Origin of the sequence: Pseudodonghicola flavimaris (assembly GCF_030164425.1) — a bacterium.
GTDB lineage: Bacteria > Pseudomonadota > Alphaproteobacteria > Rhodobacterales > Rhodobacteraceae > Pseudodonghicola > Pseudodonghicola flavimaris.
Genome location: NZ_JASNJD010000007.1, coordinates 73,661 through 86,708, shown reverse-complemented (window position 1 = coordinate 86,708; position 13,048 = coordinate 73,661). Strand labels below are relative to the sequence as shown.

Genomic DNA, 13,048 nt, shown 5'->3' with positions numbered 1-13,048 from the left:
ACCTGCCTGCGCGGCCCGTCCCCCTGAGGCACGGGCCGCCCGAAGCGCGCTTACGGGCGCTTCATCTTGCAGGTGGTCGGGCTGTCCATACCGGCCATTTCGACCTTGTGTTCGACCACGATCCCGTATCCGGAATTGTCGTAATCGAAGGTCACGCCTTCGTCGGTGTGGGCACCGATGAACATGTCCTGGATCAGCTGGTGATCCTGCGGGCGCATGTAGACCTTGCCGCTGAACAGATCGTCGTATTCCATGCCTTCCAGCGCCTTGGCGACGGAGACGACATCGGTGGCCGAGCCGGCCTCTTTGATCGCTTCGGCCAGCATGCCGATGGCATTGGTGATGCGCGGCTGATCGATGTTGCCATCCGGATATTTCGCCTCGAAGGCCTCGATATAGGCGGCGGCGGCGTCGGATTCCGGCGGGTTGATCTGCCCCTGCGAGATCAGGCGGATAACGCCCTTGCCGGATTCACCAAAGGCGGCGGTGATGCCGGAGCCGGCGGCATAATAGGTGTAGATCGGGCCGGTAAAGCCGTTTTCCACCACCGATTTGCCGAGGTTCAGCATATCGGAGCCCCAGTTGCCGGTGATCACCGCGTCAGCGCCCGAGGACACGATCTTGCGCGCATAGGGGGTGAAGTCCTTCACCTTGCCGATCGGGTGCAGCTCATTGCCGACGATCTCGATATCGGGGCGCTTCTCGGCCAGCATTCTGACCGCGGCTGCCGCCACCGCCTTGCCGAAGCTGTAGTCCTGGCCGATGATGTAGACCTTCTTGATCTCGGGGGTTTCCTTGATCACATCGGTCAGCGCGTCCATCTTGATGTCGGCGTTGGCGTCGAAGCGGAAATGCCAGAAGGTGCAGTCGTCATTGGTCAGCGCCGGATCGACGGCCGCATAGTTCAGATACAGCACCCGGTCGTCGGGGTTCCGCTTGTTGTGCTTTTCGATCGCTTCGGTCAGAGCATGTGCGACGCCGGAGGAGTTCCCCTGCACGACATAGCGGATACCCTGGTCGATCGCGACCTGCAGCTGGATCAGCGATTCCTTCGGGCTGACCTTGTTGTCGAAGGGCACGATCTCGAACATCTGCCCGTCCAGAACACCGCCCTTCTTGTTCACCAGCTCATCGGCGGCGAACTGGTACTGCTTCAGCCCGTTGCTGCCGGTGCTGGCAAAGGGGCCCGACAGCGGATCGATGAAGGCGATCTTGATGTTTTCAGCCATCGCGGAGCCGGCCCCAATAGTCAGGGCCAGCACGGCGCCGAGGCCGAGCTTAATAGGTTTGCGCATTTTTTTCCTCCCAAAGAGACCCGGCGATCATCCTCCATCACGCCCGGTCTACGCCGAGACTTGCACATAACCGCGTAAAGTCAAGCACTCGGAGGGAAGTTACATATCACTTATCCCGGATGACGTTGGGGCCATTTGACCCGGCAAACGAAAACAAGGGGTTAGCGGCGAAACCTCATCTTCGGCCCTTGCGGGGATCTTCAGCTAAGCCATTGTTTCAAATGGATTTCGCCAGCGGCGTCACGCCGTCTCGCGCCGGCCCTCCGGGACCCCGGCTCTGGAGTGGCGAAACACAAAAATTGTCTGACGATCCATGGGGGCCGCGGCCAGGCGCACGGGGGCAGAAAATCCGCAGTGCAGAATTCGATTTCGTTGCGAAGATTGATTCCCCGCCGCGGATTGCAGCAGGGTCAGGCGCGCAGGCTCAGCAGCCGGCCGGCCTCCACCAGACGCGGCGCGTAGTGGGATTCGAGCTGCCGCTTCTTCACCGCGAAGGACGGGCCGCCGACATTCAGCCCGTAGACGCGCGCGCCGCTGAGCGAATAGACCGGTACGGCGATACCGTTCACATCCGGGCGCCAGTCACCGTAGCCGGTGCAATAGCCCTGACGCTCGATCTCGTCCCGGGCGCATTCGAATTGCTCGACCCGGTGGGCATGGCCTGCCGGGTCGGCCTGCCGGGCTTCCTCGAACCAGCGGTCGCGGTCCTCGTCCGGACTGGCCACCAGGATCGCGCGCCCGACGGCCGAGCGGAACAGCGGCAGCCGCGATCCCACATGCATGGTCAGCGCCACATCCTCGGGCGAGCTGTGCACCGCGACATAGATCACCTCGTCGCGGAACCGCTCCCCCAGCGCCGAGGTGACATAGGAATTCGGGCCGTTGTGCAGCTGGCGCAGGGTTTCCGCGGCCCGATCGCCGATCTCCATCCCCGCCAGAACGCCGAAGCCCAGCTGCAGCACGCCGGCGCCCAGCCGATAGGTGCCGGTGCGCGGATCGGCAATCAGGTATTCCAGCGCGCAGAGCGTATAGGTCAGCCGCGACACGGTCGGTTTCGGCAGCCCCGTGCGCTCTGCGATGTCGGTGTTGGTCAGGTCGACTTCGTTGGGACGAAAGCAGCGCAGCACATCCAGCCCGCGCGCCAGCGCGGTGACGAAGTTGCGGTCCTTCTCCTCTTCCGTCCCGGTGGTCGGGTCCATGTCCTTACCCCTGCTCCAATGCGGCCAGGCCGCGCTCGGCGAACATCGGCACGTAGCGGCCGAGCTGGATCGCCCGTTCCGGGTTCGAGGCATTGCCGTCGATGGCCCGCTTCAGCACCCCCTGCACGATCCCCGCCATGCGGAAGAAGCAGAAGGACAGATAGAAGCCGAAGTTGTCAATCCCCGGAAGGCCCCGGCGCTGGCAATAGGTTGCGATGAACTCCTCATCCGTCGGCAGGCCATGGGCGGCGCGGTCGACCCCGGCCAGCCCGCGGCCCTCTCCGCCGGTCGGCATCTGCCACTGCATGATCACCGCGGCCAGATCGGCATAGGGATGGCCGATGGTCGACAGCTCCCAGTCGAGAATGCCCAGACAATCGGCGCTGTCCCGGGCGAAGATCATGTTGTCGATCCGGTAGTCCCCATGCACCAGCGTCCGCTGACCGTCCTCCGCCGGGATGGCGGCGGCGAGCTTCTCCATCAGCGTGTCCATCACCGGCACTTTCTCGGTCTCCGAGGCGCGGTATTGCTTCGACCAGCGTCCGACCTGACGTTCGAAGTAATTGCCCGGCGGGCCGTAGTCCGACAGGCCGACGGCGTCGATATCGACCATGTGCAGCTCTGCCAGCACGCGGTTCATCTCGTCGATCACGGCGGTGCGGGTGGCGTTGTTCTCGCCCTCCATCATCGGATCGGAGAAATTGCGGCCGTCGAGGAAATCCATCACGTAGAAGGACGAGCCGATCACGGCGTCGTCCTCGCACAGCAGGTGCATCTTGGCGACCGGCACCTTGCTGCCCTGCAACGCCTTCTGCACCCGGTATTCGCGGTCCACCGCGTGGGCGGATTTCAGCAGCACCCCCGGGGGTTTACGGCGCAGAACGTATTTGCGCGACGGGGTTGTCAGCAGAAACGTGGGGTTGGACTGGCCAACGGCGAATTTCTTCGCGTCCAGCGGCCCCTCATAGCCGGGAAGATGGTCGCTCAGATAGGCGTCCACCGCCTTGAGGTCGAGTGTCTGGGACGAATTGCTCATCTGTCCTCCTCAGCTGTAGCTCAGCAGCTCGGCCCCCTCGGGCGTCGCGAACTGCGGTGTGGTGTTGAATTCATGCAGAAAGAACCGCTGCCCCGAGAAGATGAAGCGCGACATCGAGGTGTTCTTCACCTGCAGGTTCAACGCGATCATCTGTTTCGCCGGGGCATCCAGGCTGGCAGCGACCAGCTGGCCGATCACCCCGCCGGAGCTGACCACCAGGACCCGCTCTGCCGTGGTATCGGTGGCATGGGCCCGCGCCGCCGCGACCCGGCCGGCAAAGCCGGCATAGGTCTCCGCCGCGCCCTCCAGCCCGCCGGCCTGCCAGTCGAGGATCACCTCGCGCAGGGTGCGGAAATGGGTCTTGCGATCTCCGCGCACCGGATCGGGCACATCGCCGCCGAAGCGGACCGCCAGCAGGTCGTGGAAATCATATTCGTTCCAGCCGGGATGTTCCTCGACCGCGCCGTCGAAGCCCATGCCCGCCAGCGTCTCGCGCTGGCGGTCCAGGGTGCCGCAGATCAGCCTGTCGGGGATCCAGCCGGCCGCGCGCAGCGCCGCGCCAGCGGCCTCCGACTGACGCCTGCCCAGATCGCTGAGCCGGTCGTAGCTGCCGGCATCCCCGGCGCCGAAGGAGGCCTGGCCGTGGCGGACCACAATCAGTTCGGCCATGCTGCCCTCAGTCGCCCCAGGGCAGTTTCATGCCCCGCGCGTCCGCCGCCTTCTTGGCGTATTTGCGGGTCTGCTGGAAGGCATCGGTCAGCTCGCTCTGGCCGCCGGTCGCGGCGATCTGATCGAATTGGGCGGCGACCGCCTCGGGCGTGTTGCCCTCGCCCTCGATCAGCACCCCCTCGGTCTCATAGACCTTGGTAACCGCATAGCAGCCGGCGCCGGCGCCCAGAATGGTGCGCGACGGGGCGTTTTCGCTGACCAGATACAGCAGGCCCGGGGTGATGGTTTCGGGCTGCAGCAGTTCCAGCGCCTCGGGCGGCATCAGGTTTTCGGTCATCCGTGTCGCCGCGGTAGGCGCCAGGGTGTTGACGCGGATATCGTCGCGCGCCCCTTCCAGGTGCAGCACGTTCATCAGCCCCATCATCGCCGCCTTGGCCGCGCCGTAGTTCGACTGGCCGAAGTTGCCATAGAGCCCCGAGGCCGAGGAGGTCAGAACGATGCGGCCGTATTTCTGATCGCGCATGATCTGCCAGACCGCATGGGTGCAGCAGGCGGTGCCCATCAGATGCACGTCCACCACCTTGCGGAAATCGGCCATCGTCATCTTGGCGAAGGTCTTGTCGCGCAGGATGCCGGCGTTGTTGACCAGGATATCCACCCGGCCCCATTCCTTCATGGTCTGTTCGACCATATCCGCCACTTCCGCCTCGTTCGAGACGTCGGCGCCATGGGCGATCGCCTCACCGCCGGCGGCGCGGATCTCGTCCACCACCGCCAGGGCGGCGGCGGAATTGCGCCCTTCGCCGTCGGTCGACACCCCGAGGTCGTTGATCACCACCTTGGCGCCGCGCGCGGCCAGTCCCAGCGCATGGCTGCGCCCCAGACCCACGCCCGATCCTGTCACGATCGCGACGCGCCCATCAAACCGGATATCCATCGGTTTTCCTCCCTTGAAACCTTACTCGTGGCCTTCTTCGAACAGATTGCCTGCAGTCACCACATTGACGCCACCGGAGACCGGCAGAACCGCCCCGGTGATATAGGCACCGCCCCGACCGCAGAGAAACTGCATGCAGCCGGCGATGTCCTCGGCCCGGCCCAGCCGTCCCAACGGCACATTGCGGGCGATCCCGGCTTCCTTTTCGCCGGCGAGCGCAAAGGCGGTCATCTTCGACAGGAACGGCCCCGGCGCCAGCGCGTTGACGGTGATCGCCTGACCGGCCAGCTCCTTGGCGAGGATCTTGGTCAGGTGCATCACCGCCGCCTTGGAGGCCGCGTAGCTGTAGGCGCCGTCGCCCATCGGCACCTCCCCCATGACCGAGCCGACGTTGACCACCCGCGCCGGATCGTCGACGCTGCCGGAGGCCGCCAGCATGGGCATCAGCGCCTGGGTCAGGTGGAACGGGCCGGTGACGTTCAGATCCATCACCTTGCCCCAGGCCTCATAGGGGAACTGACCGAGCGGTGCGCCCCAGGTGCGCCCCGCATTGTTCATCAGGATATCAAGGGTTTCGGTGCGGTTCTTCACCTCGCGAACGAGGGCGTCGATGCCCTCCTCACTGGCGACGTCGCCGCCGAAGCCCTCGGCCGTGCCGCTGGCGCCCATCGCGTTCAGCTCTTCCGCGACCGCGATGCAGGCATCCGCCTTGCGGCTGGCGATCAGCACCCGGGCGCCGGCCTTGACCAGGCCTTCGGCGGCCATGAAGCCGATGCCGGTGGCGCCGCCGGTGACCAGCGCCGTCTTGCCTGCGAGGGAAAACAAAGTCTCAGGTGTCATTCTTCATCCGCCTTTCAGAACCCGCGCAGGCGCGCCACGACGCCTGCGTGATAGCCGTAATCGCCCAGCCATTCGGCCCCCACGCGGGCGCGCCGCATGTAAAAGCCCATGTCGAACTCATCCGTCATGCCGATGCCGCCGTGCATCTGCACACCTTCCTGCACCGCGCGCTGCGCCGTATCGGCAGCCCGCGCCTTGGCCAGCGACACCGCCAGCGTCGCCGCCTGCGGATCGCTGTCGAGCATGCGACCGGCATGCAGGATCGCCGATGCGGTCACCTCGCATTCGCACCACAGATCCGCGGCGCGATGCTGCAGCGCCTGAAAGCTGCCGATCAACATGCCGAATTGCTTGCGTTCTTTCAGATAGCCCACGGTCATGCCGAAGGCGCCGGCAGCCAGCCCGGTCATCTCTGCCGCCAGCGCGGCCTGGCCGGCCTCCAGCGCAGGTTGCAGGACGGTCATCGCTGCGTCGACCTGGCCCAGAACGTCCTCCCCGGTGGCTTCGACCTTGTCGAAGTCGATCTCTGCGGCGTCGCGGCTGTCGATCATCGGCGTGGCATTACGGCTGATCCCGGCCCGGTCGGCGGGAATATCGAACAGCGTCAGCCCGCCGTCGGTGCGGGCCAGCACCAGCAGGCGATCGGCGAAACCGCCATCGACCACGAACCGCTTCCGGCCCGAGAGGCGAAAGCCGTTTCCATCTTTTTCCGCTGTCAGTTCAACGGTTTCCGGGTCGAACTTCTTACCCTCGTCGATGGCCAGCGCATAGGTCACCGTGCCATCGGCGATCTTGGACAGTGCGGCGGTGGCACGGTCGCTGGCGACCTGGCGCAGTGCCGTCGCGGCGATCACCGCCGTCGACAGGAACGGCGTCGGCGCCAGCGTCTTGCCCATCTCCTCGGCCAGAACGCAGGCGGCGGCATGGCCCATGTCGGAGCCGCCGGCCTCTTCCGGCACCAGCACCCCGGTCCAGCCCATCTGCGCCATCTCGGTCCACAGCGCCGGATCATGGGTCTTGCCGGCATCGCGCAGCCCGCGCAGCTTGGTCAGCGGTGCCGCATCGTCCAGAAATCCGCGCGCGGCATCCGCCAGCATGATTTCTTCTTCGTTTTTAACAAGTTTTGCCATGATCTTTACCCCGGCAGTCCCAGAATGCGGCGGGAAATGATGCTCAGCATCACCTCGCTGGTGCCGCCTTCGATGGAATTGGCCTTGCTGCGCAGCCAATGCGGCGCGCGCTCATCCTCCCAGCTCAGCGCATCGCTGCCGGCGCCCGCCATCACCAGCTCCTGCCGGCGCTTGTTCAGCTCGGTGCCCATGTATTTCAGCATGGCAGAGGCATCTCCGGTGCCCTGGCCGGCCTCGGCCTGGTCCTTGTAGCGTTCCAGCGTCAGTCCGAAGGCCAGCCCGTCGATCTCCGCCCGCATCACATCCGCGCGCAGCACCGGCTCATCCAGCCCGCCGTCCTCGGCCAGAATGGCGCCCAACGACCGGGCGCTGCCCGCCAGCATGCCAGAGCCGCTAATCATCTCGCGCTCATGGGTCAGCAGGTATTTGGCCACATCCCAGCCGCGGTTCTCGGTGCCGACGATCTGCTCCTTCGGAACTTCAACATTGTCGAAGAACGTCTCACAGAACGGCGATTTTCCGGAGATCAGCCGGATCGGCTTGGTGCTGACCCCGGGGCTGGTCATGTCGATCAGCAGGAACGAGATGCCAAGATGTTTCTTCGCCTCGCGGTCGGTGCGGATCAGGGCAAAGATCCAGTCGGCCTTGTCGGCGTAAGAGGTCCAGATCTTCTGACCGTTGACCAGCCAGTGATCGCCCTTGTCCTCGCCCCTGGTCTGCACGCTGGCCAGATCCGATCCGGCGCCCGGCTCGGAATAGCCCTGGCACCAGCGGATTTCACCGCGAGCGATCGGCGGCAGATAATGCAGCTTCTGTTCGTGCGAGCCGAAATGCAGCAGCGCCGGGCCCAGCATCCAGATGCCGAAGCTTTGCAGCGGCAGCCTGCCGTTGATGGCGCGGAGTTCCTCGAGCCAGATCTTCTCCTGCTCGCGGTTCATCCCGGCACCGCCATACTCCACCGGCCAGGTCGGCACGGTGTAGCCCTTGGCGGCGCAGCGTTCCAACCAGATTTTCTGGGCGTCTGACGTAAAGTTCCAGTTCTTACCGCCCCAGCAGGTGCTATCCTCGCCCACAGCGCCATCGCGCATTTCTTCAGGGCAATTCTGCTCCAGCCACGTCCTGATTGTGGCGCGAAACTGCGCCAGATCATCACTCATCGCGACATGCCTCCCCGTCATGTTACGCATTTCAATTCCGCTGTGCAGAATTGCATTTCGAATTTCGATTGACAACAGCGTTTTGCGATTGGATGACTGAAAACAATCCGCGACGTTCCGGCACTTCGGGCCGGCGATCTGGCGCGGCACAAGGGAGAGAGACACATGAAAGCCATGCTGAGCACCGCCCCCGGCGGTCCCGAAACCCTGCAACTCACCGACCTGCCCGATCCGACGCCCGGCAAGGGCCAGGTGCTGATCCGGGTGCGTGCGGCGGGGTTGAACTTCCCCGACACGCTGATCATCCGCGATCTCTATCAGTTCAAGCCTGACCGGCCCTTTGCACCGGGCGGCGAGATTTCCGGCGATATCCTGTCGGTGGGCGAAGGCGTGACCGGTTTCGCCCCGGGCGACCGGGTTCTGGCGATGGTCGGCCACGGCGGTTTCGCCACCCATCTGGTCGCCGATGCCGCCAGCGTGGTGAAGATTCCCGAGGTGATGCCCTATGAGGACGCGGCCTGTTTCGTCTTCACCTATGGCACCTCTCTGCACGCCCTGAAGGATCGCGCCGAGCTCAAGCCCGGCGAGACGCTTCTGATCCTCGGCGGCGCCAGCGGTGTCGGCGTTGCCGCCATCGAACTGGCGAAGGCGATGGGCGCGCGGGTGATTGCTGCGGTGTCATCGGAGGAGAAGGCCGCATTCTGCCGCGAGCTCGGCGCCGACGAGACGCTGGTTTACCCGCGTGAGCTGGACCGCGACGGGCAAAAGGCGCTGGCCGGGCAGATCAAGGCGCTGGCCGGACCCGATGGCGTCGACGTCGTCTATGACGCGGTCGGCGGCGATTATGCCGAACCGGCACTGCGCTCGCTGGCCTGGAAGGGGCGGTTCCTGGTGGTCGGCTTCCCCGCAGGCATCCCGAAAATTCCGCTGAACCTGACACTGCTGAAGGGCAGCCAGATCGTCGGCGTGTTTTGGGGCGCCTCCGTCCGCAAGGAGCCGGAGAACCACGCCGCCAATATGGCGGAGCTGTCCCGCCTCTATGCCGAGGGCAAGGTGAAGCCGCAGATCAGTGCCCGGTTCCCGCTGGAGGAGGCGCCCGCGGCGCTCAAGCTGCTGGAGACGCGCAAGGCGATGGGCAAGGTTGTTCTCAGCATCGACTGAGGCGACCTAGGGGAACGGAGCCGCGCCCGCCGGGCGCGGCCCGGAAAGGCGTCAGCTCAGATGCGCGCAGTCGTTATAGCCGCGAACGGTCATCTCCTCGCCCCGGATCACGAGGCGGCTGATCGAACCGTTGGCGGCGCCGTTGAAGGCGAAGGCGTCCGACTGGGCGGCCATTGCCATGGCGGCGCCGATCACGCCACCGTGGACCACCACGGCGACCAGCTGATCGGCATGGGCGGTGGCGATGCGCAACAGGCCGCGCCGGACCCGGGCGTGCAGCTCTGCCGTGGTTTCCGCCCCCGGGATCTCGCCCCATTCGCGGTTGAGTCTGGCGCGTTCGAAGGCGGGATCGTTCTCGGCCGCCTTGATGCGATACAGCCCGCCATCCCAGTCGCCCAGGTGCACCTCGCGCAGGTCGGCTTCGATCACGGGCGTCACGCCGAGACGTTCGGCCAGCGGCGCGGCGGTCTGATGGGTGCGTTGCAGCGTGGTGACATAGATCGCGGCGATCGGCTCTGCCGCCAGCCGCGCGCCCACCGCCCGGGCCTGCGCCTGGCCGTTCTCGTGCAGCGCGGGGTCGCCGTGGCCGTCTTTCATGGGAAAGGATTCGCCCGGGCGTGCCGGCATGCTTTCGCCATGACGGATCAACAGAAGATCGGCCGCCCCTGCGGGCGGGCGGTAAACATGCTGGCGGTATTCGCGGGTCATTCGGGGGTCCTCCTCGGGTCGGGCTCTCGGGCGCCAAGCTAGCCAGCCGGGCGCCGGACGCAAGCCCGTCCGGACCGGAGGAGAAAGGGAGAGGATATGAAAACCACCGAGATCGCGATTGTCGAGCTGCCCAAGGAGGCACTGACCGAGGATCATTTCACCGCGCGGGAGGTCGATCTGCCGGCGCCCGGGCCGGGACAGGTGCTGCTGCGCACCGTGTTGATTTCCATCGATGCCGCAGCCCGCGCCTGGATGCAGGGCGCCACCTATCGCGCCCCGGTCAACGCCGGCGATGCCATGCCCTGCTATGCGCTGAGCGAGGTGATCGAGAGCAATGCGCCCGACCTCGCCCCCGGCGATCTGGTCGTGGGCGAAACCGTCTGGGCCGGTCACGCGGTACAACCTACGGCCGGGCTGCAGAAGGTGCCCGCGGTCCAGCCGCTCACCCATCTGATGAGCGTCTATGGTATCGCCGGCAAGACCGCCTTTCACGGGCTGATCCATGTCGGCCGGCCGGTTGCGGGGGAAACCGTCCTGGTCTCCGCCGCCGCCGGTGCGGTCGGCTGCTATGTCGGCCAGATTGCCAAGGCGATGGGCTGCCGCGTTGTCGGCATCGCCGGCGGCCCGGAGAAATGCGCCTATGTTACCGAAGAGCTGGGATTCGACGCCTGTGTCGATTACCGCGATCCCGGCATGTTCAAGGCGCTGCGCAAGGCCTGCCCGGATGGCGTCGACATCTATTTCGACAATGTCGGCGGCCCGGTGCTGGAGGCCGCGCTTTTCGTGATGAACGAACGCGGTCGCGTGGTCTGCTGCGGTGCGGTCAGCCAGTATGACACCGGCGCCGCCACCGGGCCGCGCAACCTGCCCGGCATGGTCGTGGTCAAACGCCTGCGGATGGAGGGGTTCATTGTCATGGATTTCGCCCGGGAAGAGGCCACCGCCCAGCGGGCGCTGGAACATTGGGTGGGCACCGGTCAGATCAAGGTGATCGAGGATGTGCTGGAGGGGCTGGAAACCGCCCCGGCGGCGCTGATCGGCCTGCTGGCCGGGGAAAACCGCGGCAAGCGCATGGTGCGCGTCGGCCCCGATCCGGCCGCCTGACCCGGCGCCGGTTATCGTCTTTTCACAGGTTCAACTCACAGGGAGAGTACAGCAATGTCAGCCATCGAAACCGCCATGGAGAAGTTCAAGGGCATGATCGGCACCGAGATCGGGGTGTCGAACTGGATCGAGGTCGATCAGAAGACCATCGACGATTTCGCCCGTGTCACCCATGACGACCAGTGGATTCACGTCGACCCGGAGCGCGCCGCCAGGGAAACCCCCTTCGGCGGGTCCATCGCGCACGGGTTTCTCAGCCTGTCGCTGGCCAGCCGCTTTGCCTACGACTGTTTCGAGGTCGAGCCAGGCCAGGTCATGGGCATCAACTACGGCTTCAACAAGCTGCGGTTCCTGACCCCGGTGCCGGCCGGTTCGCGGCTGCGGGGGCGATTCACCCTCACCTCTGTCGATCAGCGCAATGCCACGCAGATTCTGCGTGAGACCGCACTGACGGTGGAGATCGAGGGCCATGACCGGCCGGCACTGATCGCCGACTGGCTGGGGATGATGGTCTTCGCCGGCGAAAGTTGAATATTTCGCCGCGACACCGGGTGTTTTCATTTTCGGCAACTGGACAGGGGCGATCTTAGCTTATAATTTCCCAGCGAATGGGGAAATTGGTAAGATGTTGCTTGATCTGGTGGGCTTCGCCGCCAGCCGGTTGATTTTGGCCGGTGGCGAGACAGTCGCATGGGAAATGGCAGGGCTCTCCGCGCGTCGGATCGCGCGGGGTGCGCCGGTCATTTATGCCACGGCTCGGAACGGGGACGTTCCGGCATGAGCGTGCGTGACTATCTGCATTACGTCTGCACCGCCAAGTCGCTGGAAGAGCTCTGGGCGCGGCATACCGAACAGTTGGCGGGCTATGGCTTCGACCGGCTGCTCTATGGCTACACCCGTTATCGGACGGAGACCTCGCTGGGCGATCCGGAGGATTTCATCATCCTCACAAATCACGAAAAGGCCTATGTCGACGGCTTCCTGCACCAGGGGCTCTATTTCCATGCGCCGATGCTGCACTGGGCGCTGGAGCATGAGGGCGCCGGCAGCTGGCGCCATATCGCCCAGCTGCGCGCCAATCACACCATGACGCCGGAAGAGCGCAAGGTGTATGAGTTCAACCAGCGCATGGGCGTCACCGCCGGCTATACCATCAGCTTCAGCTCGGTCTCGATGCGTTCCAAGGGGGCGATCTCTCTCTGCGCGCGCGAGGGGCTGAGTCAGGACGATGTCGAGGAAATCTGGGCGCGCGACGGCGCCGATATCCTGCTGATGAACAGCGTCGCCCACCTGAAGATCCTCACCCTGCCCAACAGCGGCCCGAAACGGGCGCTGACGCGGCGCCAGCGCGAGGCGCTGGAATGGGTCGGCGATGGCAAGACCACCCAGGATATCGCGCTGCTGATGGGCTTGACGCCTGCCACGGTCGAAAAGCACCTGCGCCTGGCGCGTGAGGCGCTGTCAGTGGAGACCACCGCTCAGGCGGTGCTGAAAGCGGCGCTGCACAACCAGATGTTCGTGATCGAGGCGTGAGAAATCGGCGCCGAGACACAACCTCCCTCCCCCTCTGGAGATCGCGGAAAGATCAATTCCAGAGTGTCGAAAAAGCCGAAAAAACCTTCCAAAATCTGAATGTTAGGTAATGTCGCGGGCACGGCTGAAAGATTTACCTTACGCAAGGTAAGGAATACATGACTTTTCCCGAGTGGTCAAATCTCGCAATCTGGTGATGTTCCGTGAGTGGTGGCTTTGGCCTTGGAACATCGGGGAAAGATCCTTGTTATTGACAGGGCCCTCTAACCCGTCCGGTCT

At 64.9% G+C, this 13,048-nt stretch carries 13 protein-coding genes; 4 read left to right on the top strand and 9 right to left on the bottom strand.

The annotated features are described in order from the left end of the window. Positions 1–50 precede the first annotated feature (50 nt). From QO033_RS11275 to QO033_RS11240, 8 genes are all read right to left on the bottom strand, one after another. The gene (locus QO033_RS11275) at positions 51–1,295 is read right to left on the bottom strand and encodes a branched-chain amino acid ABC transporter substrate-binding protein (RefSeq protein ID WP_284481076.1); all 1,245 of its coding nucleotides are present in this window, start codon (positions 1,293–1,295) and stop codon (positions 51–53) included. Positions 1,296–1,705: 410 nt separating this feature from the next. Beyond that, positions 1,706–2,494, bottom strand: coding sequence for an IclR family transcriptional regulator (locus QO033_RS11270; protein WP_284481075.1), 789 nt, complete (start codon positions 2,492–2,494; stop codon positions 1,706–1,708). Positions 2,495–2,498: 4 nt separating this feature from the next. Then, positions 2,499–3,530, bottom strand: coding sequence for a phosphotransferase family protein (locus QO033_RS11265; RefSeq protein ID WP_284481074.1), 1,032 nt, complete (start codon positions 3,528–3,530; stop codon positions 2,499–2,501). Positions 3,531–3,539: 9 nt separating this feature from the next. Next, complete coding sequence (locus tag QO033_RS11260; RefSeq protein WP_284481073.1) at positions 3,540–4,199, bottom strand: histidine phosphatase family protein; 660 nt, start codon at positions 4,197–4,199, stop codon at positions 3,540–3,542. A gap of 7 nt (positions 4,200–4,206) precedes the next feature. Continuing rightward, entirely contained in the window at positions 4,207–5,136 is a 930-nt protein-coding gene (locus tag QO033_RS11255) for an SDR family NAD(P)-dependent oxidoreductase (RefSeq protein ID WP_284481072.1), read from the bottom strand. A gap of 21 nt (positions 5,137–5,157) precedes the next feature. Then, positions 5,158–5,976, bottom strand: a complete 819-nt coding sequence (locus tag QO033_RS11250) for an SDR family NAD(P)-dependent oxidoreductase (protein WP_284481071.1) — start codon at positions 5,974–5,976, stop codon at positions 5,158–5,160. 14 nt (positions 5,977–5,990) lie between these two features. Further along, positions 5,991–7,106 (bottom strand): acyl-CoA dehydrogenase family protein, encoded by a 1,116-nt coding sequence (locus QO033_RS11245; RefSeq protein WP_284481070.1) that lies wholly within the window; start codon positions 7,104–7,106, stop codon positions 5,991–5,993. 5 nt (positions 7,107–7,111) lie between these two features. Continuing rightward, on the bottom strand, positions 7,112–8,263 hold the full coding sequence (locus QO033_RS11240) for an acyl-CoA dehydrogenase family protein (protein WP_284481069.1): 1,152 nt from the start codon (positions 8,261–8,263) through the stop codon (positions 7,112–7,114). A gap of 165 nt (positions 8,264–8,428) precedes the next feature. Here QO033_RS11240 and QO033_RS11235 point away from each other — a divergent pair, with 165 nt between their 5' ends. After that, the gene (locus QO033_RS11235) at positions 8,429–9,424 is read left to right on the top strand and encodes an NADPH:quinone oxidoreductase family protein (protein ID WP_284481068.1); all 996 of its coding nucleotides are present in this window, start codon (positions 8,429–8,431) and stop codon (positions 9,422–9,424) included. A 51-nt stretch (positions 9,425–9,475) separates the two neighbouring features. Here the strand turns inward: QO033_RS11235 and QO033_RS11230 are convergent, their stop codons facing one another. Further along, entirely contained in the window at positions 9,476–10,132 is a 657-nt protein-coding gene (locus tag QO033_RS11230; RefSeq protein WP_284481067.1) for a histidine phosphatase family protein, read from the bottom strand. Between the two features lie 96 nt (positions 10,133–10,228). Between QO033_RS11230 and QO033_RS11225 the strand changes: the two genes are divergently transcribed. The 3 genes from QO033_RS11225 (at position 10,229) to QO033_RS11215 (ending at position 12,769) form a co-directional block, all read left to right on the top strand. Next, positions 10,229–11,236, top strand: a complete 1,008-nt coding sequence (locus QO033_RS11225; protein ID WP_284481066.1) for an NADP-dependent oxidoreductase — start codon at positions 10,229–10,231, stop codon at positions 11,234–11,236. Positions 11,237–11,290: 54 nt separating this feature from the next. Beyond that, a complete protein-coding gene (locus tag QO033_RS11220; RefSeq protein WP_284481065.1) occupies positions 11,291–11,767 on the top strand; it encodes a MaoC family dehydratase in 477 nt (158 codons plus the stop codon). A gap of 246 nt (positions 11,768–12,013) precedes the next feature. Then, positions 12,014–12,769, top strand: coding sequence for a helix-turn-helix transcriptional regulator (locus QO033_RS11215; RefSeq protein WP_284481064.1), 756 nt, complete (start codon positions 12,014–12,016; stop codon positions 12,767–12,769). Positions 12,770–13,048 lie beyond the last annotated feature (279 nt).

Excerpts from the sequence above, each read along its gene's own strand:
- QO033_RS11230 (WP_284481067.1), bottom strand. The coding sequence starts at position 10,132 with ATGACCCGCGAATACCGCCAGCATGTTTACCGCCCGCCCGCAGGGGCG.
- QO033_RS11240 (WP_284481069.1), bottom strand. The coding sequence starts at position 8,263 with ATGAGTGATGATCTGGCGCAGTTTCGCGCCACAATCAGGACGTGGCTG.
- QO033_RS11245 (WP_284481070.1), bottom strand. The coding sequence starts at position 7,106 with ATGGCAAAACTTGTTAAAAACGAAGAAGAAATCATGCTGGCGGATGCC.
- QO033_RS11275 (WP_284481076.1), bottom strand. The coding sequence starts at position 1,295 with ATGCGCAAACCTATTAAGCTCGGCCTCGGCGCCGTGCTGGCCCTGACT.
- QO033_RS11225 (WP_284481066.1), top strand. The coding sequence starts at position 10,229 with ATGAAAACCACCGAGATCGCGATTGTCGAGCTGCCCAAGGAGGCACTG.
- QO033_RS11250 (WP_284481071.1), bottom strand. The coding sequence starts at position 5,976 with ATGACACCTGAGACTTTGTTTTCCCTCGCAGGCAAGACGGCGCTGGTC.
- QO033_RS11255 (WP_284481072.1), bottom strand. The coding sequence starts at position 5,136 with ATGGATATCCGGTTTGATGGGCGCGTCGCGATCGTGACAGGATCGGGC.
- QO033_RS11220 (WP_284481065.1), top strand. The coding sequence starts at position 11,291 with ATGTCAGCCATCGAAACCGCCATGGAGAAGTTCAAGGGCATGATCGGC.
- QO033_RS11260 (WP_284481073.1), bottom strand. The coding sequence starts at position 4,199 with ATGGCCGAACTGATTGTGGTCCGCCACGGCCAGGCCTCCTTCGGCGCC.
- QO033_RS11265 (WP_284481074.1), bottom strand. The coding sequence starts at position 3,530 with ATGAGCAATTCGTCCCAGACACTCGACCTCAAGGCGGTGGACGCCTAT.
- QO033_RS11235 (WP_284481068.1), top strand. The coding sequence starts at position 8,429 with ATGAAAGCCATGCTGAGCACCGCCCCCGGCGGTCCCGAAACCCTGCAA.
- QO033_RS11270 (WP_284481075.1), bottom strand. The coding sequence starts at position 2,494 with ATGGACCCGACCACCGGGACGGAAGAGGAGAAGGACCGCAACTTCGTC.
- QO033_RS11215 (WP_284481064.1), top strand. The coding sequence starts at position 12,014 with ATGAGCGTGCGTGACTATCTGCATTACGTCTGCACCGCCAAGTCGCTG.